Source organism: Enterobacter sp. PP-008-ECC_S150, assembly GCF_045257065.1.
Taxonomy (GTDB): domain Bacteria; phylum Pseudomonadota; class Gammaproteobacteria; order Enterobacterales; family Enterobacteriaceae; genus Enterobacter; species Enterobacter chengduensis.
Genome location: NZ_JBJHHG010000002.1, coordinates 123,279 through 141,062 on the forward strand (window position 1 = coordinate 123,279; position 17,784 = coordinate 141,062).

Annotated in this window: 19 protein-coding genes; 6 read left to right on the forward strand and 13 right to left on the reverse strand. The window is 58.7% G+C overall.

Annotated elements, in window-relative coordinates; genetic code table 11:
• Positions 1-51: 51 nt before the first annotated feature.
• The 4 genes from ACJBF3_RS03255 to sad all read right to left on the reverse strand — a co-directional run bounded on the left by ACJBF3_RS03255 (position 52) and on the right by sad (position 4,493).
• Positions 52-414 (reverse strand): DUF4186 domain-containing protein, encoded by a 363-nt coding sequence (locus ACJBF3_RS03255; protein ID WP_406544716.1) that lies wholly within the window; start codon positions 412-414, stop codon positions 52-54.
• Positions 414-1,340 (reverse strand): glutaminase B, encoded by a 927-nt coding sequence (glsB, locus tag ACJBF3_RS03260; RefSeq protein WP_032640159.1) that lies wholly within the window; start codon positions 1,338-1,340, stop codon positions 414-416. The genes ACJBF3_RS03255 and glsB overlap by 1 nt, the downstream gene beginning before the upstream one ends.
• A gap of 62 nt (positions 1,341-1,402) precedes the next feature.
• A complete protein-coding gene (locus tag ACJBF3_RS03265; RefSeq protein ID WP_045326233.1) occupies positions 1,403-2,992 on the reverse strand; it encodes a methyl-accepting chemotaxis protein in 1,590 nt (529 codons plus the stop codon).
• 112 nt (positions 2,993-3,104) lie between these two features.
• Positions 3,105-4,493: a succinate-semialdehyde dehydrogenase gene (sad, locus tag ACJBF3_RS03270; protein WP_045326230.1), complete on the reverse strand. Its 1,389-nt coding sequence runs from the start codon at positions 4,491-4,493 to the stop codon at positions 3,105-3,107.
• Between the two features lie 98 nt (positions 4,494-4,591).
• On the opposite strand from sad, the gene ACJBF3_RS03275 reads away from it, so the two are divergent.
• Positions 4,592-5,455: a putrescine utilization regulator PtrR gene (locus ACJBF3_RS03275; protein WP_045326227.1), complete on the forward strand. Its 864-nt coding sequence runs from the start codon at positions 4,592-4,594 to the stop codon at positions 5,453-5,455.
• Here ACJBF3_RS03275 and ACJBF3_RS03280 read toward each other — a convergent pair.
• Together ACJBF3_RS03280 and ACJBF3_RS03285 are read right to left on the reverse strand one after the other, a co-directional pair.
• Positions 5,447-6,238 carry a PhzF family phenazine biosynthesis protein gene (locus tag ACJBF3_RS03280; protein WP_045326225.1) on the reverse strand — a complete coding sequence of 264 codons (792 nt, stop codon included), beginning with the start codon at positions 6,236-6,238 and terminating at the stop codon, positions 5,447-5,449. The two genes, ACJBF3_RS03275 and ACJBF3_RS03280, sit on opposite strands and share 9 nt — an antisense overlap.
• A gap of 26 nt (positions 6,239-6,264) precedes the next feature.
• Complete coding sequence (locus ACJBF3_RS03285) at positions 6,265-7,053, reverse strand: PhzF family phenazine biosynthesis protein (RefSeq protein WP_045326223.1); 789 nt, start codon at positions 7,051-7,053, stop codon at positions 6,265-6,267.
• A gap of 177 nt (positions 7,054-7,230) precedes the next feature.
• Between ACJBF3_RS03285 and ACJBF3_RS03290 the strand changes: the two genes are divergently transcribed.
• On the forward strand, positions 7,231-8,427 hold the full coding sequence (locus ACJBF3_RS03290; protein ID WP_045326221.1) for a sugar transporter: 1,197 nt from the start codon (positions 7,231-7,233) through the stop codon (positions 8,425-8,427).
• 92 nt (positions 8,428-8,519) lie between these two features.
• Here the strand turns inward: ACJBF3_RS03290 and ACJBF3_RS03295 are convergent, their stop codons facing one another.
• Complete coding sequence (locus ACJBF3_RS03295) at positions 8,520-9,185, reverse strand: MarC family NAAT transporter (protein WP_045326219.1); 666 nt, start codon at positions 9,183-9,185, stop codon at positions 8,520-8,522.
• Positions 9,186-9,440: 255 nt separating this feature from the next.
• Here ACJBF3_RS03295 and marR point away from each other — a divergent pair, with 255 nt between their 5' ends.
• The 3 genes from marR to marB are packed head-to-tail and all read left to right on the forward strand — an operon-like array spanning position 9,441 to position 10,528.
• Positions 9,441-9,875 carry a multiple antibiotic resistance transcriptional regulator MarR gene (marR, locus tag ACJBF3_RS03300; RefSeq protein ID WP_008502236.1) on the forward strand — a complete coding sequence of 145 codons (435 nt, stop codon included), beginning with the start codon at positions 9,441-9,443 and terminating at the stop codon, positions 9,873-9,875.
• A gap of 20 nt (positions 9,876-9,895) precedes the next feature.
• Positions 9,896-10,276, forward strand: a complete 381-nt coding sequence (gene marA, locus ACJBF3_RS03305) for an MDR efflux pump AcrAB transcriptional activator MarA (RefSeq protein ID WP_008502237.1) — start codon at positions 9,896-9,898, stop codon at positions 10,274-10,276.
• Between the two features lie 33 nt (positions 10,277-10,309).
• A complete protein-coding gene (marB, locus tag ACJBF3_RS03310; protein ID WP_045326217.1) occupies positions 10,310-10,528 on the forward strand; it encodes a multiple antibiotic resistance protein MarB in 219 nt (72 codons plus the stop codon).
• Between the two features lie 42 nt (positions 10,529-10,570).
• Here marB and eamA read toward each other — a convergent pair whose 3' ends face one another.
• Positions 10,571-11,464, reverse strand: a complete 894-nt coding sequence (eamA, locus tag ACJBF3_RS03315) for an O-acetylserine/cysteine exporter (protein ID WP_045326214.1) — start codon at positions 11,462-11,464, stop codon at positions 10,571-10,573.
• Between the two features lie 194 nt (positions 11,465-11,658).
• Here eamA and ydeE point away from each other — a divergent pair, with 194 nt between their 5' ends.
• Positions 11,659-12,876 (forward strand): efflux MFS transporter YdeE, encoded by a 1,218-nt coding sequence (gene ydeE, locus ACJBF3_RS03320; RefSeq protein WP_045326212.1) that lies wholly within the window; start codon positions 11,659-11,661, stop codon positions 12,874-12,876.
• Between the two features lie 47 nt (positions 12,877-12,923).
• On the opposite strand, the gene zinT is transcribed toward ydeE, so the two are convergent.
• From zinT to urtB, 5 genes are read right to left on the reverse strand one after another with little or no spacing between them, the layout of a single operon-like run.
• Positions 12,924-13,565 (reverse strand): metal-binding protein ZinT, encoded by a 642-nt coding sequence (gene zinT / locus ACJBF3_RS03325; protein WP_045326209.1) that lies wholly within the window; start codon positions 13,563-13,565, stop codon positions 12,924-12,926.
• A gap of 52 nt (positions 13,566-13,617) precedes the next feature.
• Positions 13,618-14,316 carry an urea ABC transporter ATP-binding subunit UrtE gene (gene urtE / locus ACJBF3_RS03330; protein ID WP_045326207.1) on the reverse strand — a complete coding sequence of 233 codons (699 nt, stop codon included), beginning with the start codon at positions 14,314-14,316 and terminating at the stop codon, positions 13,618-13,620.
• Positions 14,317-14,325: 9 nt separating this feature from the next.
• Complete coding sequence (urtD, locus tag ACJBF3_RS03335; RefSeq protein WP_045326204.1) at positions 14,326-15,123, reverse strand: urea ABC transporter ATP-binding protein UrtD; 798 nt, start codon at positions 15,121-15,123, stop codon at positions 14,326-14,328.
• Complete coding sequence (gene urtC / locus ACJBF3_RS03340; RefSeq protein WP_045326202.1) at positions 15,123-16,196, reverse strand: urea ABC transporter permease subunit UrtC; 1,074 nt, start codon at positions 16,194-16,196, stop codon at positions 15,123-15,125. The genes urtD and urtC overlap by 1 nt, the downstream gene beginning before the upstream one ends.
• Complete coding sequence (urtB, locus tag ACJBF3_RS03345; protein ID WP_045326197.1) at positions 16,196-17,770, reverse strand: urea ABC transporter permease subunit UrtB; 1,575 nt, start codon at positions 17,768-17,770, stop codon at positions 16,196-16,198. Before urtB ends, urtC begins: the two co-directional genes overlap by 1 nt.
• Positions 17,771-17,784 lie beyond the last annotated feature (14 nt).

The window sequence follows — 17,784 nt, forward strand, 5'->3', positions numbered from 1 at the left end:
GGGCTCACTTAGGATGCATCTATAACACAAATACAACGGAAGCATAACTCGTCAAATGTAGGCGTTCATCTGCAGCACTAGCCAGTGGTGGATGACGCCGACGATATACTGCTGTTGCTGCGCGGTGAGCGTGACGCCCTGCGGAATGTTGTGCCATTTTGCCAGACAGCCCCGACAGCAGGTGGCGGTGGCATGCTGGGCGATAAACACCGGGTGTCCCCGCATCGGCGTTTGCTTACCGTCGTTTGCGGGGTGCGCAGGCGCAAGCCGCTTTTCAACAAAATCCGCGGCATGCTGGTCAATGGTGTCGGGGCCTTTGTCCCAGCAGTACTGTCGTTCCTTCTCGCCTAAGCGAAAGCGCGAGCGAAATGTCGATCGCGCCAGGCGGAAAAAGAGAGGATCCAGTTCGGACATCAGTATACCGAACGTCCCAGACGCTGGGTCAGTTTTTCCAGAACCGCCACGCCGGCAAGTGAATTTCCCGTTTCATCCAGCTCCGGGCTCCAGACGGCTATCGCCATTTCATGCGGCACGATCGCCACCACCCCGCCGCCAACGCCGGACTTAGCCGGAAGCCCAACCCGCCAGGCAAACTCGCCGGCGTTTTGATACATCCCGCTGGTCGCCATCAGGGCGTTAACCTGGCGCGCCTGAAGCGGCGAAACGACTTCCTGATCGAGATGCGGCGCGTGCCCCTGATGTGCCAGGAACAGGAACGTCTGGGCCAGCTCAACGCAGCTCATTTTCAGCGCGCAGTAGTGGAAGTAGTTTTGCAGCACCGTCGCCACGTCGTTATGGAAATTGCCGAAGGATTTCATCAGCCACGCAATGGCCGCGTTACGGGCGGAGTGTTCAAACTCCGAGCGGGCAACAACCGGGTCGTAGGCTATATCGTCCACGCCCGAGAGCTGACGAACGATCTCAAGCATGCGCTGGCGCGGCGCGCTGAGGCGGCTTTGCAGCATATCGCACACCACCAGCGCCCCGGCGTTAATAAAGGGGTTTCGCGGTTTACCCTGTTCAATTTCGAGCTGAAGCAGCGAGTTAAAAGGCTGGCCGGACGGATCTTTACCCACGCGCTGCCAGATCTCTTCCTCTTCATACTGGCGCATCGCCGCCACCAGGCTCAGCACTTTCGAAATGGACTGAATGGAAAAACGTTCAGTGGCGTCACCTGCCTGGAACCGCTGTCCGTCGATGGTACAGATAGCAATTCCCAGCTTATTCCCGCTCACCGAGGCAAGGGCCGGAATATAGTCGGCAACCTTCCCCTTTCCAATTAACGGACGAACCTGCGCCAGAATCTCGTCCAACATTTCATTATGGATGACCGCAGCCACACTTTGCTCCTTGCCCTCAGGCTAAAACGGGCTGCGAGTATAACAGAGGCTAATGTATTGCGTCAGGCGCTAAGACGAAAACGCGAAACGGCCTGCAACAAAAGATCGGATTGCTTTTGCAGGCGTTCGGACGCGTCCGACGCGCCAGCGACCAGCAGATCAGTCTGACGGGAAACCTGATTCAGCGCCTGAAGCTGGCGCGTCATCTGGTGAATGCTGTCCCCCTGACTGAGCGTGGCGGTTGAGATCTCATTCAGTAAACTGCTTAAATTTCCCACCAGACCGGTGACCTGCTGCAGATTCTCTTCCATCCGGTTAACGGCGCGGGAGCCGTCCTCAATGCCCTGCAGGGAGCGGTTAATCAGTTCCTGAATGGTCTGCGTTGAGTGGCTGCTCTTTCTGGCCAAAAGCCCTACTTCCCGGGCGACGACGGCAAACCCGCGCCCCTGGTTTCCGGCATGGGCAGCCTCAATGGCGGCATTCAGCGCCAGGATGTTGGTCTGAAACGCCACGCTGTCGATCATCGCCACGATCCCACGCATCTCGGACGATCGGTCGACGATCGCCTGCATGGATTCGTTAACGGTAGACATCATCTGGTCTCCGCCTACCGCGGCCTGTCGTGCTTCATCGGCCCGCGAGCTGGCGAGCCTGGCATAGCCGGTATTCCCTTCCACATGGCTTTCCAGCGCCGCGATATGCGCCGTCACGTCCTCCAGCTCTTTCGCCTGGCGTGCCGACTGCTGATACAGCTTCTGGTTACCCTCCGCCAGGGATCCAATATTCTCCACCATGGTGGCAGTGGCATGGCTGACCTGCGTTACCAGCTGCTGGAGACCGTGCTGCATCGTCGCAATACTGTCGCCAAGCTGCCCTATCTCCCGGTTGAAGCGCATGACGTTCGGCGGCGTGCCGGAGAGATCCCCTGCCGCCAGGCGGTTAATATGCGCAATCAGGCGACGCAGCGGCGTAATCACCCATCTGGACATGCCGAACCAGACGGCAACCGCGATGGCGAGGAGCAGCACCGGCGCAAGCAGGAATAACGTTTGCAGGCCGGAGAGCTGCGCCATTAAGCTCTGACGCCCCTGCATGGCCTGCTTCTCGCTTGCCCGCTGATAGCGCGCATAGTTGTCGTTAAAATCGGACTGAAAGGCCTGAGACGGCACGGCAAAAAAGGCGTCAATCGTGTTGGTTTTGAGAAGCCCTTCGACCTGCTCTTCGATCGCGCCGTAGAAAAGCTGATAGCTGTTCACCAGGGCGTCGTCTTTCGGCGGATTCAGCGCCAGCCAGGCCTTCCACGCCTGCTGTGAAACCGTCAGCGCCTTCTGCGCATCATCCATCAGGCTATGCCAGCTTCCGTCGGATCCGGTCTCTTTATCCTGCATAAACCAGACGCCGGAGCGGTTAAGCAGATCGCTTGCCGCCAGCAGGGAGACGCGGGCCAGATCGAGCTTGCTCTGCTGCTGCCAGGCCAGCAGGTTCTGCTGCTCGTTGCGCTGGGCTTCGTTCAGGGAGGCGTTAAGCAGGAAGGATGAGGAGAGCTGCAGCGCGGAGAAAAGGCCAATAATACAAAAGATGCCCGTCAACAGGCCAAAGTGACGAGGGGTAAGACGCTGCGCAATACGGCGAAAAATTTGCGTTAGGTTCATAATTAGCTTCATTAACAATGCGTTAGACGCGTGCGAGTCTACGAAATGAAAATGACAGAACCATTGCAGATTAATGACAGCGGCCCTCGCGATGAGGGCCGACATGACGGGATTACACGCGATCCTTCCACACCGTCTGCGCGTTGCAGAACTCGTGCAAGCCGAAGTGGGAAAGCTCGCGGCCAAAGCCGCTTTTCTTCACGCCCCCAAAGGCCACGCGCGCATCGCTGGCGCTATAGCCATTGATAAACACCCCGCCGCACTCCAGCTCGCGAGAGAAGGTATCCGCAAGCGCAGCGTCAGCGGTAAAGACGGTGGCGGAGAGGCCAAAGTCGCTGTCGTTGGCAAGCGTCAGGGCGTGCGCCGCGTCTTTCGCGACGGTAATGGCCGCGACCGGACCAAACAGCTCCTGGCGGAACGCCGTCATTGACGGGGTGACGTTGGCCAGCACGGTTGGCGCGTAATAATTGCCGTCGCCGCTGATTTTCTCTCCGCCCAGCAGCAGCGTTGCCCCTTCCGCCAGGGTGGCCTGCACCTGCTGATGCAGTTCATCGCGCAGGTCAAAACGCGCCATCGGCCCCAGGTAGTTTTCCTCCTGGTCAGGAGCGCCCAGCTTCAGCGCAGCAACCGCCTCGACAAAGCGCTGGGTAAAGGTCCCGGCGATACCCTCCTCGACGATAAAACGTTTCGCCGCCGCGCACACCTGCCCGGTATTCTGGTAGCGACCCGCCACCGCGGCCTTCACGGCGAGATCCAGGTCGGCATCGTTGAGCACGATAAACGGATCGGATCCGCCCAGCTCCAGAACGCATTTTTTCAGCGCGGCCCCTGCCTGGGCGCCAATCGCCGCACCGGCACGGACGCTGCCGGTAACCGTCACTGCCGCAATACGACGATCGTTAATCGCCTGGCTGACGCCATCATTGGTGGCGTTCACCCAGCCGAACACGCCCTCCGGGAAGCCGGCATCCGCGAAGATCTGCCCGATAAGCTCAGCAGAGCCGAGCACGTTGGGCGCATGTTTGAGCAGATAGCTGTTCCCTGCCAGCAGAATCGGCACCGCGCCGCGCAGTACCTGCCAGAGCGGGAAGTTCCACGGCATCACCGCGAGGATCGGCCCCAGCGGACGATATTCAATGACCGCGTTCTGGTTTTCCACCAGCGTAGGCTCCGCACGCAGCATCGCCGGGCCGTGCTCGGCGTACCAGTCGCACAGACCGGCGGATTTTGCCACTTCGGCCCGCGCCTGCAGGATGGGTTTTCCCATTTCACGGGAGATCGTCTGCGCCATCTCTTCCGCGCGGTTTCGCAGCGCGGCGCCGAGATCGCGGAGCTTCTGCGCGCGGTGGGACACGCTTTCGCGGCGCCACTGGCGATACCCTGAGTCAGACTGAGAAATCGCGCGCTCTACCTCTTCCGGCGTCGCCCACGGATACGCAGCGATCGTTTCACCCGTAGCCGGGTTAACAGAGAGGGCATGTGTAGCAGATGAATATTTCATGATGTTCTCCACGCATTTGGGTTGATTCATTGTGGCCCACTCTGCTATTTCTTAAAAATGAATAATACTGACCACCTTATTCACGAAACGAGAATGCTATGGACTTAACCCAGCTTGAAATGTTTAATGCCGTCGCGCTGACGGGCAGCATCACCCAGGCGGCGCAGAAGGTGCACCGCGTCCCCTCAAACCTGACGACCCGCATCCGCCAGCTGGAAGCCGATCTTGGCGTGGAGCTGTTTATCCGTGAGAACCAGCGTTTGCGTTTATCGCCCGCCGGGCATAACTTCCTGCGCTACAGCAGGCAGATCCTGGCGCTGGTGGATGAAGCGCGGATGGTCGTCGCGGGTGACGAGCCGCAGGGGTTATTCGCCCTCGGCGCGCTGGAAAGTACCGCCGCCGTGCGCATTCCCGAAACGCTGGCGCAGTTTAACCAGCGCTATCCGCGCATCCAGTTTGCCCTTTCTACCGGGCCATCCGGGACGATGATTGATGGCGTACTGGAGGGAACCTTAAGCGCCGCCTTCGTCGACGGGCCGCTGTCGCACCCTGAGCTGGAGGGGATGCCGGTCTACAGAGAAGAGATGATGCTGGTCACGCCAGCCGGACAGGCGGAAATCTCACGCGCCGCACAGGTCAGCGGCAGCGATGTTTACGCCTTTCGCGCGAACTGCTCGTATCGCCGACACCTTGAAAGCTGGTTTCATGCGGACAGAGCCACGCCCGGCCGCATTCATGAAATGGAGTCCTATCACGGCATGCTCGCCTGCGTCATTGCGGGCGCGGGCATCGCGCTGATGCCGCGCTCGATGCTGGAGAGTATGCCGGGACACCATCAGGTTGAAGCCTGGCCGCTGGCAGAAAACTGGCGCTGGCTTACAACCTGGCTGGTGTGGCGACGCGGGGCGATGACCCGCCAGCTGGAAGCCTTTATCGCGCTGCTAAACGAACGGCTAGCGTAAAAAGACGCTTCCCTTCAGGTACAGGGTCGCCTGGCCGCCAATCAGCACGCGGTCGCCCTTCAGCTCGCAGCGCAGATCCCCGCCACGGTAGGACACCTGGCGGGCGCTGAGTGACGTTTTTTCCAGCTTTTCGCTCCAGTAAGGGATCAGCATGCTGTGGGCGGATCCGGTAACCGGATCTTCCGGCACCCCTTCGCCCGGGCAGAAGAAGCGGCTGACGAAGTCATATTTCTCTCCCGGCGCGGTCACGCAGACCATTTTATCCAGCGGAAGCACGGCGCTAATATCCGGCGTTAACGCTTCCACCTGCTGCTGGCTCTCCAGCACCACCATGTAATCGCGTCCGACGCGCACCTCTTTGGCCGCGGTGATACCCAGGGCGCTAAACAGCACCTCGGGGGGATTATCCACAACCTCCGTTGACCACGCGGGGAAGTTCAGCGTCAGCCAGTCGCCGCTGCGCTTAACCGTCAGCTCGCCCACGAAGCGGGTGGTGAAGGTGATTTCGGTGTGCGGATAGTCAAGGTATTCGAAAATAACGTGCGATGCGGCAAGCGTAGCGTGACCGCACAGGTTAATTTCATCCCGCGTGGTAAACCAGCGCAGCTCAAACCCGCCGTCGGTGCGCACGAAAAAGGCGGTCTCGGACTGGTTATGCTGCTGCGCCATCTTGAGCAGCGTCTCGTCCGGCAGCCACTCCTCCAGAGGACATACCGCCGCGGCGTTGCCGCCAAAGGTTTTGTCGCTGAAGGCATCCACCAGATAAAAATCAATTTCCTGCATTGTCTCTTCCTCTCTTGTTATGGGTATTAGCGCAGAAAAACTGTGCCTTTCAGATAAAGTAAAGCCTGTCCGCTCATCAGCACGCGCGAGCCTTTCAGTTCACAGCGCACATCCCCGCCGCGCGCGGAAACCTGACGGGCAAGCATCGTCGTTTTGCCCAACTTTTCGCCCCAGTAGGGGATCAGCATCGTATGCGCGGAGCCGGTGACCGGATCTTCCGGTACGGAAACGCCGGGGGAGAAAAAGCGGCTGACAAAATCGTATTTCCCCTCACCCCGCGCCGTCACGCTCACCTTATGCTCGCCCGGCGTCATCGCCGAAAAGGTTGGCGCGAGGGCTTCGACCTGCTGGCGATTGTCCAGCACGATCAGCCAGGCGCGCCCTTTGCGGGCTTCAACGTAATGACGGATACCGAGCGCCGAGAGCATCTCCGGCGGGGGCGTCTCTTCATGGGTTGGGCAGGCCGGGAAGTCCAGCGTCATCCAGTCCCCTTCGCGGGTTACCGTCAGGCGGCCAGAGGCGGTATCAAAGTGGATCCGCGCGTCCGGGTAATCCAGCTCGGTAAACAGAACGTGCGCCGCCGCCAGCGTGGCGTGACCGCAGAGATTGACTTCGCTAAGCGTGGTAAACCAGCGTAGCTCAATGCCCCCTTTGCTGCAGACGAAAAAGGCCGTTTCCGACTGATTGTGCTGCTGCGCCATCTTCAGCAAGGTCTCATCGGGCAACCAGGCTTTCAGCGGGCACACGGCGGCCGGGTTACCGCCAAACGTGGTATCGCTGAACGCATCGACCAGATAAAAATCAATCTCCTGCATTGTCTTACCGCCTGTTTTTATTGTGTTGTTCTTTTATATTCAATGAAAACAGCGTCCCCGGCTACCGCTTTCATAAGGTAAATATTGAGACCTGCATCACATAATGATTGAGTTTTCGCCGGTTGACGTTTTAAGATCGTCTCCTCTTCTTTTCAGCAACGAATCTCCGACATCCCTATGACAACGAACACAGTTTCCCGCAGGGTTGCGTGGCTACGCGTGGTCACGCTGGCCATTGCCGCGTTTATTTTTAACACCACAGAATTTGTTCCGGTTGGGCTGTTGTCTGACATAGCTGAAAGTTTCCAGATGGAAACGGCTCAGGTGGGCATTATGTTGACCATCTACGCCTGGGTCGTGGCGCTGATGTCCTTACCGTTTATGCTGCTGACCAGCCAGATGGAGCGGCGTAAGCTGCTAATCGGCCTGTTTGCCCTGTTCATCGCCAGCCACGTTTTGTCGTTTATGGCGTGGAATTTTACGGTGCTGGTCATAAGCCGCATCGGCATTGCCTTTGCCCATGCGGTGTTCTGGTCGATCACCGCGTCGCTGGCAATACGCCTGGCCCCTGCGGGTAAACGCGCGCAGGCGCTGAGCCTGATTGCCACCGGTACCGCGCTGGCGATGGTGCTGGGCCTGCCGATTGGCCGCATCGTGGGGCAATACTTCGGCTGGCGTACCACCTTCTTTGCGATCGGCATGGGCGCGCTCGCTACCCTGGTGTGCCTGATCAAGCTCCTGCCCGCGCTGCCGAGCGAACATTCCGGCTCGCTGAAAAGCCTGCCGCTGCTGATGCGTCGCCCGGCGCTGCTGAGTATCTATCTCCTTACCGCGATCGTGGTAACGGCCCACTATACGGCCTACAGCTACATTGAACCGTTTGTGCAGGTGGTGGCGGGCTTTAGCGCCAACTTTGCCACCGTCTTGCTGTTGATCCTCGGCGGCGCGGGCATTATTGGCAGCGTGCTGTTCGGTAAATTGGGCAACCGGCACGCCTCCTTGCTCGTGAGCGGCGCCATCGGCCTGCTGCTGGCCTGCCTGCTGTTGCTGATGCCTGCCGCAGGCAGCGAAAGCCATCTGGCGTTCCTCAGCCTGTTCTGGGGCGTGGCGATCATGATTATTGGTCTGGGCATGCAGGTGAAGGTGCTGGCGCTGGCGCCGGACGCGACGGACGTTGCCATGTCGCTGTTCTCGGGGATTTTCAATCTGGGCATTGGCGCAGGGGCGCTGGTGGGAAATCAGGTTATTCTGCACGTCTCGATGTCGGCGATTGGCTATCTGGGGGCTATTCCGGCCCTGGTGGCGCTGGTCTGGTCGGTGCTTATCTTTCGTAAATGGCCGGTGGCGCTGGAGGAACAGGGGCAGCACGGGTGAGGAGCGTTTGTGCCGGGTGGCGGCTGCGCCTTACCCGGCCTACAACGGCTCGAACGTAGGCCGGGTAAGCGCAGCGCCACCCGGCAATGAATTCAATGATAGGTCTTAATAATCTCCAGCACGCCGTTAATAATAAACTGCACGCCCATACAGACCAGCAGGAAGCCCATCAGGCGGGAAATCGCCTCGATACCGCCCTTGCCTACCCAGCGCATGATGGCGCCGGAACTGCGCAGCGATGCCCAGACGATAATCCCGATAATCGCAAAAATCAGCGGTGGCGCAATCGTCAGCACCCAGTCCGGGAAGGTTGAGCTATCGCGCACCGTCGACGCGGAACTGATGATCATCGCGATGGTCCCCGGTCCCGCCGTGCTCGGCATGGCCAGCGGCACAAAGGCAATATTGGCGGACGGTTCGCTTTCCAGCTCTTCGGATTTGCTTTTGGCCTCCGGCGACTCATGCGCTTTTTGCGCCGGGAACAGCATGCGGAAACCGATAAAGGCGACAATCAGCCCCCCGGCGATACGCAGACCCGGGATGGATATCCCGAAGGTGTTCATCACCACCTGTCCGGCATAGTAGGCCACCATCATGATGGCAAACACATAGACGGAAGCCATCATCGACTGATGATTGCGCTCGGCGCTGTTCATATTCCCTGCCAGCCCAAGGAAAAGCGCCACCGTAGTTAACGGGTTCGCTAACGGCAGCAAGACCACCAGCCCGAGACTCACTGCTTTAATTAAATCCAACATAGTGCATCGTCGTCCTTATCCATATTCAACCCCGCAAGTATAGGGGGAAAGTGTGACGTTAGGCCATCCGCGCAACGTAACGATTATTTTACTTCGGAAAAGATAACTGGTGGTTATCTATATGATTTTAAAGCATTCAAAAAAAGTTCATGAAACGTTTTAGCAATTCGTGGCATCGGCTTATTCATTCAGTTGACTTATACTTGCCTGAGCAATAATATCTGCCGTGACTAACTACTTGCCAGGGCAACCATTGTGAAAAGCACCAGTGATATCTTTAACGACGTTGTTCCGCTGGGTCGTCTTATTCATATGGTCAATCAGAAAAAAGATCGCCTGCTCAATGACTACCTGTCACCGCTGGATATCACCGCAACACAGTTCAAAGTGCTGTGCTCCATTCGCTGCGAAGTGTGTATCACGCCGGTTGAGCTGAAAAAGGTGCTCTCTGTCGATCTGGGCGCGTTAACCCGCATGCTCGATCGTCTCGTCTGTAAAGGATGGATTGAACGAAGCCCTAACCCGAATGACAAACGCGGCGTACTGGTGAAGCTGACCAGCGATGGCGCGGCCATGTGCGAGCAATGTCATCAATTAGTAGGACAAACACTGCATCAGGAACTAACAAAAAACTTAACGGCAGATGAGGTGGCAACCCTTGAGCTTCTGCTTAAGAAAATACTGCCGTAAACAGAAAAAGAGGTATGACGATGTCCAGACGCAATACTGACGCTATCACCATTCATAGCATTTTGGACTGGATCGAGGATAACCTGGAATCGCCGCTCTCCCTTGAAAAAGTGTCAGAGCGTTCAGGTTACTCCAAATGGCACCTGCAACGGATGTTCAAAAAAGAGACCGGCCATTCACTGGGTCAATATATTCGCAGCCGCAAGCTGACGGAAATTGCCCAGAAACTGAAAGAAAGCAATGAGCCGATCCTTTATCTGGCGGAGCGCTACGGATTTGAATCACAGCAAACCCTGACGCGTACGTTCAAGAACTATTTTGACGTGCCGCCTCATAAGTACCGAATCACCAGCGTGCCGGGCGAATCCCGATACCTGTATCCGTTAAAACACTGTAGTTAATTATCGCCTGTCACAGACGTAACCGAGGAAATCATGAAAGTTATCGCCTCCGCCGCCCTCGCCTTGCTGGTGCTGTTCTCCAGCCAGACCTTCGCGGAGCAAACCCCTCGTGCAACGCAGCAAAATAATCCTGATACGATGATTTTGCCGTCAGCACATGGCCAGTCGCCTTATGATTTCAACCATATGGGTGCTGGTAGCGACAAATCCGACGAATTAGGCGTGCCTTATTATAATCAGCACGGCCTCTGATTCGTTTTTGCCCCGCCGACGCGGGGCTTTTTTTTGCCTTTATCACACCCGCGCCGCGCGCCGAACGCGCAGGCCAAAGACGTTAATATAGAGCCCGGCCATGATCAGCGCGGCACCAAACAGCTGCAGCGCGCTGAGCGTTTCATCCAGTAAGAGAGCCGCACTCGCCATCCCTACCACGGGCACCAGCAGGGACAACGGCGCGACGCGCCAGGTTTCATAGCGCCCCAGGAGCGATCCCCAGATCCCGTAGCCCACGATGGTAGCGACAAAGGCCAGATAGACTAGCGAAAGGATTGTGGTCAGGTCGATCTCCACCAGGCTGTTAAGCATGACGGCCGGACCGTCCAGAATAGACGACGCCAGCAGAAACGGGATAACCGGTATCAGCGCGCTCCACACCACCAGGGACATCACCTGCGGCCGCGCCTCGTGCTGCATAATCAGCTTGTTAAAGATATTCCCGCAGGCCCAGCTCAGCCCCGCCGCCAGCGTCAGCATAAAGCCGAGCAGCGCCACGTGCTGACCGTTCAGGCTGGCCTCAATGAGCACCAGCACACCAAACACCGCCAGCGTAATCCCCGCCAGCTGCTTGCCCTGCAGGCGTTCGCCAAACACAAACGCGCCGAGAATAATGGTAAAGAACGCCTGTGCCTGTAAGACAAGCGAGGCCAGGCCAGCCGGCATACCGAACTTGATGGCGCAGAAGAGAAACGCGAACTGGCCGAAGCTGATGGTCAAACCGTAGCCCAGCAGCAGCTTAAAGGGGATCTTCGGACGGGCAACAAAGAAGATGGCCGGGAACGCCACCAGCATAAAACGCAAACCGGCCAGCATCAGCGGCGGCATGTTATGCAGCCCCAGCTTGATGACCACAAAATTGAGCCCCCACACTACGACCACCAGCAACGCCAGCAGCCCGTCTTTACGCGTCATACCCTGCCCCTGAATTATTAATAACTTGTTAACACTTCAAGGTAACAGAAAAAAGCGCGCGGCGAGAAGATCATTAATTCTGGCAGGCTGCTGAGGCACTTAGGGATAAATCAGGTGCTATACAAGCCCCTTATGTCATGGTAATCCTGTTAACACACGTCTAATAAAAGCATAAGCAACTGTCGGGCAGGAATATGAAACCATCTCTCAGGCGCTCAACCGCAGCGCTGCTGGCATCGTCATTGTTGTTAACCATCGGTCGGGGGGCAACGCTGCCGTTTATGACCATTTATCTCACGCGCGTCTACAGCATGAGCGTCGAGAATATCGGTTATGCCCTGACGATTGCGTTGACCATTGGCGTGGTATTCAGCCTGGGGTTTGGCATTCTGGCCGACAAATTCGATAAAAAACGCTACATGCTGATTGCGATCGTGGCGTTTATCGCCGGATTCGTCGCCATCCCGCTGGTCGATAACGTCACCCTGGTGGTGCTTTTCTTTGCGCTGATCAACTGCGCCTATTCCGTCTTTTCGACGGTGCTGAAGGCCTGGTTCTCCGACGTGCTCACCGCAAGCCAGAAAGCGCGCGTCTTCTCGCTGAACTACAGCTTTCTGAACATTGGCTGGACGATCGGCCCGCCAATTGGCACCCTGCTGGTAATGTACAGCCTGCAGCTGCCGTTCTGGCTGGCAGCCTTCTGCGCCGCCCTTCCGCTGGGATTCATCCATTTCTTCGTGCAGAAGAGCGTGGCGTTAGATACCGCCGAGGAGAAGATGCCCTGGCAGCCGTCGGTCCTGCTGAAAGACCGCGCGCTGTTCTGGTATACGCTGTCTGGCCTGCTGGCCTCCTACGTCGGCGGATCGTTCGCGAGCTGTATTTCGCAGTACGTCCTGGCCGCTCATGCGGACAGCGATTTCGCCGAAAAGGTGGTCGCCGTAGTCTTGCCCGTCAACGCCGCCGTGGTGGTGACGCTGCAATATGCGCTCGGGCGCAAGATCTCCGCCAGCAATATTCGCCCGCTGATGACCCTCGCCACCCTGTTTTTTATCCTGGGGCTTGGCGGCTTTATGCTCTCCGGGGAAAACCTGGTTTACTGGGGCATCGCCGCCGCCATCTTTACGCTGGGTGAGATTATCTATGCACCGGGCGAATACATGCTGATCGACAACATCGCCCCGCCGGGCATGAAGGCAAGCTATTTCTCCGCGCAGGCGCTGGGCTGGCTCGGCGCGGCCGCAAACCCGATGATCACCGGTATTATCCTGACCCACCTGCCGCACTGGTCGCTGTTTGCGATCATGATGGTCGCCATCGTTATGGCCTGGCTGATGATTTTGCGCGGGATGAGCGTGAAAAGTGAAGATAGCGTGTCGGGTGGCGCTGCGCTTACCCGACCTACAAAACCCTAATCGTAGGCCGGGTAAGGCGCAGCCGCCACCCGGCAAAAGCACAAGCATCAGTGGTGCAACATCTCCTCCACCACCTGCTCTTTATACATCTCGTTCGGGTAGTAGGTCGGCCAGTTATCCATCTCTTTCAGCAGCGCCTCATGAGAGGTGTTGCCCATGAAGATATGGAAGTGCGAAGAGGCCTTCGGCCCGATGGTGTGGTCGCTGAACTGCACGAATTTCGGTGCCTTGCTGTCTGCGTCCTTGCACTCAAAGAGATACCGCACGCCTTTCTTGCCTGACGCGTAGGTCAGAATTTTGTAGCCGCTGTAGTCATAATGACAGCGGCTGACCGCTTTACCCTGATGGAATTCCATCACGTTATTTTCAATGCCGATGGCATCCACGTCCGTTGCATATCCCTTACGGTAGTAGGCTTTCACCTCATCGAAGGTTTTGCTTTTATCCTTCTGCGCCTTCTGCTTAAAGACCGGATCCAGCGAACCATCCAGCAGGAAAGGATAGACAGACTGCCAGGTTCCGTCCCAGTCCGACAGCGATCTGTCCTTCACGTCTTTATCCTCAAACACGCCGTTTGCCGCTTTCTGTTCCGCTTCGGTCATCTGATGGCCGTGCGAGTGGGCAAACAGCTGGCCGCTGACCAGCAGCGCCCCCAGAGTCATGGCAAATTTTCCAATATGTGCAGCCAAAGTAACACCCTCATTCCGTTTGATAAGAATGAGAATGTTATATTATAACATTTCAGATCGCAACCAAACCGCGAACGCCCTCCTGCTCCATGTTTTCGCCCCGCCCGCGCTGGATGATGGTGCCGCGCGACATCAGAAGGTAGCTGTCGGCCAGCTCGGCGGCGAAGTCGTAAAACTGTTCGACGAGCAGGATCGCCATGTCACCTCTGTTTGCCAGGGTGCGGATCACCTGGCCGATCTCTTTAATCACTGACGGCTGTATGCCTTCGGTGGGTTCATCGAGGATCAGCAGCTGCGGGCGGCTCGCCAGCGCGCGCCCAATCGCCAGCTGCTGCTGTTGCCCGCCAGAGAGATCGCCCCCGCGGCGGTGCTGCATCTCTTTAAGCACCGGGAAAAGCTGCCAGATCTCATCCGGTACCCGCTTCGCCTCGCGGGCGGGAAACCGCGACAGCCCGAGCAGGAGGTTCTCTTCCACGGTCAGGCGCGGGAAAATCTCGCGCCCCTGCGGAACATACGCCACGCCAGACTGCACCCGCTGGTGCGGTTTACTGTGGGTGATTTTCTTCCCCTGCCAGATAATCTCCCCGGTTTTCGCCGGGATGAGCCCCATCAGACACTTCAGCAGCGTGGTTTTCCCGACGCCGTTGCGTCCCAGCAGGCAGGTGACTTCGCCGGTGACGGCCTCAAAGCTCACGCCGCGCAGGATATGGCTCCCGCCGTAGTACTGATTCAGTTCGTTGACCTGTAACATCCTCTCTCCTTAGCGCCCCAGATAGACCTCAATCACCTGCTCGTTGGCCTGCACTTCGCGAAGCGATCCTTCTGCCAGCACGCGCCCCTGGTGCAGCACGGTCACGCGATCGGCAATGGTTTCAACAAAGCCCATATCGTGCTCCACCACCATCAGGGAATGCTTGCCCGCCAGGGTTTTGAATAGCTCGGCGGTGTATTCCGTTTCCGCGTCGGTCATTCCGGCGGCCGGTTCATCCAGCAGCAGCAGATGCGGGTCCTGCACCAGCAGCATGCCGATCTCCAGGAACTGTTTTTGCCCGTGCGACAGCAGCCCGGCGCGGCGGTCGCGCTCGCCGGTCAGCCGCAGCAAAACCAGCATCTCGTCAATTCGGTCCCGCTGCGCACCGTTGAGCGTGGCCCGCAGGCTCGCCCAGACGCACTTATCGGCTTTCATCGCAATCTCAAGATTTTCCCACACCGTCAGCGCCTCAAAGACCGTGGGCTTCTGGAATTTGCGCCCGATCCCCTGGCGGGCAATGGCCGCAGGCTCCAGCGCGGTCAGGTCGATGGATTGATCGTAAATCGCTCTCCCGCTCTTTGGCCGCGTTTTGCCGGTAATGACGTCCATCAGCGTGGTTTTACCGGCGCCGTTGGGGCCAATCACGCAGCGTAGCTCCCCCACGCCGATGTTCAGCGAGAGATCGGTCAGGGCCTGGAATCCATCAAAACTGACGTTAACGGACTCAAGCTGAAGCACCGGGTCGGTCTGGTCACGGTAGCGGTCGCCCGGCAGCTGGCGGGTGAATAACCCTTCGGCTGGCTGCATTATTTCTCTCCCTTTCGAAACAGGCCGTAGACGCCGCGCGGTAAAAACAGCGTGACGGCGATAAAAATCAATCCCAGAAACAGCTGCCAGTACTCCGGCATCGCGACGGTGAAAAAGCTCTTCGCCCCGTTCACCAGCGCAGCGCCAATCACCGGCCCGACCAGCGTGCCGCGCCCGCCCAGCGCCACCCAGATGGCGGCCTCTATCGAGTTCGTCGGCGACATTTCACCCGGGTTGATGATGCCCACCTGCGGGACGTACAGCGCCCCTGCCAGGCCGCACAGCACGGCGGAGAGCGTCCACACCAGCAGCTTGAAGCCGCGCGGATCGTAGCCGCAAAACGTCAGGCGGTTTTCCGCGTCGCGAACGGCGGTCAGGATGCGGCCAAACTTGCTCTTTGCCAGCGCAAATCCGGTAGCCAGCGCCAGAATCAGCAGCAGCACGGTCGCCAGAAACAGCGCGATACGGGTCGTCGTTTCCGTCACTGAAAACCCGAGCAGCGTAGTAAAACCGGTAAAGCCGTTATTGCCGCCAAAGCCGGTTTCGTTGCGAAAGAACAGCAGCATCCCCGCGTAGGTCAGCGCCTGGGTCATAATCGAAAAATAGACCCCTTTGATCTTCGAGCGGAAGGCAAACCAGCCGAACACCAGCGCCAGCAGCCCCGGCACGAGCACAATCAGCGCCAGCGCCCAGGCAAAATGCTGGGTTCCCCACCAGAACCACGGCAGTTCGCTCCAGGAAAGAAACGACATAAACGCGGGCAGACCGTCACCCGAGGCCTGGCGCATCAGGTACATACCCATCGCGTAGCCGCCCAGGGCGAAGAAGATGCCGTGCCCGAGGGAAAGCATTCCGGCATAGCCCCACACCAGATCCAGCGCCATCGCAACGATGGCATAGCAGAGGATCTTGCCCACCAGCGTCAGCATCCAGGTCGAAAGCGCCAGCGGATGCGTCGCAGGCAGCAGGGCGAAAAACGGCAATATCAGCAGACATACCACCAGCAGGCTGCCGGCAAGCTGCGTCGTGCGCGGCGCTTTGCGCGCCAGCGTTAAGGTCAGCGGCTGGCTCATCAGTCAATCACCCTCCCTTTCAGCGCAAACAACCCCTGCGGGCGTTTCTGAATAAACAGCACGATCGCCACCAGAATCACGATCTTCCCCAGCACCGCCCCCATCTGCGGCTCAAGAATTTTATTGAAAATGCCGAGACCAAAGGCCGCCGCCACGCTGCCTGCCAGCTGGCCTACGCCGCCGAGCACCACCACGAGGAAGGAGTCGATGATGTATCCCTGGCCCAGTTCCGGCCCGACGTTACCGAGCTGCGAGAGCGCCACGCCGCCTAACCCGGCTATCCCCGAGCCAAGCCCGAACGCCAGCATATCGACGCGCCCGGTCGGTACCCCGCAGCAGGCGGCCATGCCGCGGTTTTGCGTCACCGCCCGCACGTTGAGCCCCAGACGGGTTTTATTCAGAATGAGCCAGGTAAAGAACAGCACCAGCAGCACGAAGCCCAGCACCACGATGCGGTTCCACGGCAGCGTCAGGTTGGCAAAAACCTGCACCCCGCCGGAAAGCCATGCCGGGTTGGCGACCTCCAGATTCTGGGCACCAAACGTCATGCGCACCAGTTGGATAAGCATCAGGCTGATCCCCCACGTCGCCAGCAGCGTTTCCAGCGGACGACCGTACAAATGTCGAATCACCGTGCGCTCCAGCACCATCCCAATGCCCGCCGTCAGGCAGAACGCCACCGGCAGCGCGACAACGGGATAGAGCGCAAGCCACTGGGGCGCCAGCCCGGCCATCGCCTGCTGTACCATCCAGGTGGCGTACGCCCCCAGCATCAGCATCTCGCCGTGCGCCATGTTGATGACGCCGAGCAGGCCGTAGGTGATGGCAAGCCCCAGCGCCGCCAGCAGCAGCACCGACCCGAGCGACAGCCCCATAAACGCCTGGCCCAGCAGATCGCCCCACATCAGTCGGTGCTGGATCTGGCTAAGGCTCTCCTGCGCGGCGGCGCGAACCCCGGCATCCGGCTCCGTCTGTGGCTGGGTAAACGGGGTAAGCCTGGACTCCGCGTCCGGATCGTCGGATTGCCCTAATAATTCGACGGCCCTGCGGCGTACCTCAGCCTGCGGGTTTGCCAGCTGGAGGTTCGCCACCGCCAGCAAGAGCGCCTGACGGGCCACCGCGTCCGTTTCATCGTTTACCCGTTTTTCCAGAAACGAGAGCATCCCGGGCTGGGCATCCCGCTGAAGCTGACGTGCAGCCGCCCGCCTTTCTGTGACACTGTCACTCACCAGCTGATGCGTGGCGATCGCCGTCGCGGCCAACACCCGCAGCCGGTTCGTCAGGCGGACGGCTTTAGTTGGCGCTTCGACAGCCTTCGCGTCACCGAGCGAGACCATTTGACCGTTACGCTGCGCGAAGGCGTGCTTTTGGCTGTCGGTATAAAGGTTTTCCTTTTGTAGCGCCTGCAGCAGCGGCAGCCTCGCGGCATCCGGCGCGGCGGCCCACTGCGTCAGCAACTCCGCCTGCTGGCTTCGGCTGGCGGCAACAAAACGATCGGCATCCGATGCCTGCGCCATCCCTGGCAGCAGTCCGGTAAGCCATACAAGAGCGATGAACATGCGCATGGCGTTCATGACGTTTCTCCCTG

Excerpts from the sequence above, each read along its gene's own strand:
- ACJBF3_RS03255 (WP_406544716.1), bottom strand. The coding sequence starts at position 414 with ATGTCCGAACTGGATCCTCTCTTTTTCCGCCTGGCGCGATCGACATTT.
- ACJBF3_RS03265 (WP_045326233.1), bottom strand. The coding sequence starts at position 2,992 with ATGAACCTAACGCAAATTTTTCGCCGTATTGCGCAGCGTCTTACCCCT.
- sad (WP_045326230.1), bottom strand. The coding sequence starts at position 4,493 with ATGAAATATTCATCTGCTACACATGCCCTCTCTGTTAACCCGGCTACG.
- ACJBF3_RS03275 (WP_045326227.1), top strand. The coding sequence starts at position 4,592 with ATGGACTTAACCCAGCTTGAAATGTTTAATGCCGTCGCGCTGACGGGC.
- ACJBF3_RS03280 (WP_045326225.1), bottom strand. The coding sequence starts at position 6,238 with ATGCAGGAAATTGATTTTTATCTGGTGGATGCCTTCAGCGACAAAACC.
- ACJBF3_RS03285 (WP_045326223.1), bottom strand. The coding sequence starts at position 7,053 with ATGCAGGAGATTGATTTTTATCTGGTCGATGCGTTCAGCGATACCACG.
- ACJBF3_RS03290 (WP_045326221.1), top strand. The coding sequence starts at position 7,231 with ATGACAACGAACACAGTTTCCCGCAGGGTTGCGTGGCTACGCGTGGTC.
- ACJBF3_RS03295 (WP_045326219.1), bottom strand. The coding sequence starts at position 9,185 with ATGTTGGATTTAATTAAAGCAGTGAGTCTCGGGCTGGTGGTCTTGCTG.
- marA (WP_008502237.1), top strand. The coding sequence starts at position 9,896 with ATGTCCAGACGCAATACTGACGCTATCACCATTCATAGCATTTTGGAC.
- marB (WP_045326217.1), top strand. The coding sequence starts at position 10,310 with ATGAAAGTTATCGCCTCCGCCGCCCTCGCCTTGCTGGTGCTGTTCTCC.
- eamA (WP_045326214.1), bottom strand. The coding sequence starts at position 11,464 with ATGACGCGTAAAGACGGGCTGCTGGCGTTGCTGGTGGTCGTAGTGTGG.
- ydeE (WP_045326212.1), top strand. The coding sequence starts at position 11,659 with ATGAAACCATCTCTCAGGCGCTCAACCGCAGCGCTGCTGGCATCGTCA.
- urtE (WP_045326207.1), bottom strand. The coding sequence starts at position 14,316 with ATGTTACAGGTCAACGAACTGAATCAGTACTACGGCGGGAGCCATATC.
- urtD (WP_045326204.1), bottom strand. The coding sequence starts at position 15,123 with ATGCAGCCAGCCGAAGGGTTATTCACCCGCCAGCTGCCGGGCGACCGC.
- urtC (WP_045326202.1), bottom strand. The coding sequence starts at position 16,196 with ATGAGCCAGCCGCTGACCTTAACGCTGGCGCGCAAAGCGCCGCGCACG.
- urtB (WP_045326197.1), bottom strand. The coding sequence starts at position 17,770 with ATGAACGCCATGCGCATGTTCATCGCTCTTGTATGGCTTACCGGACTG.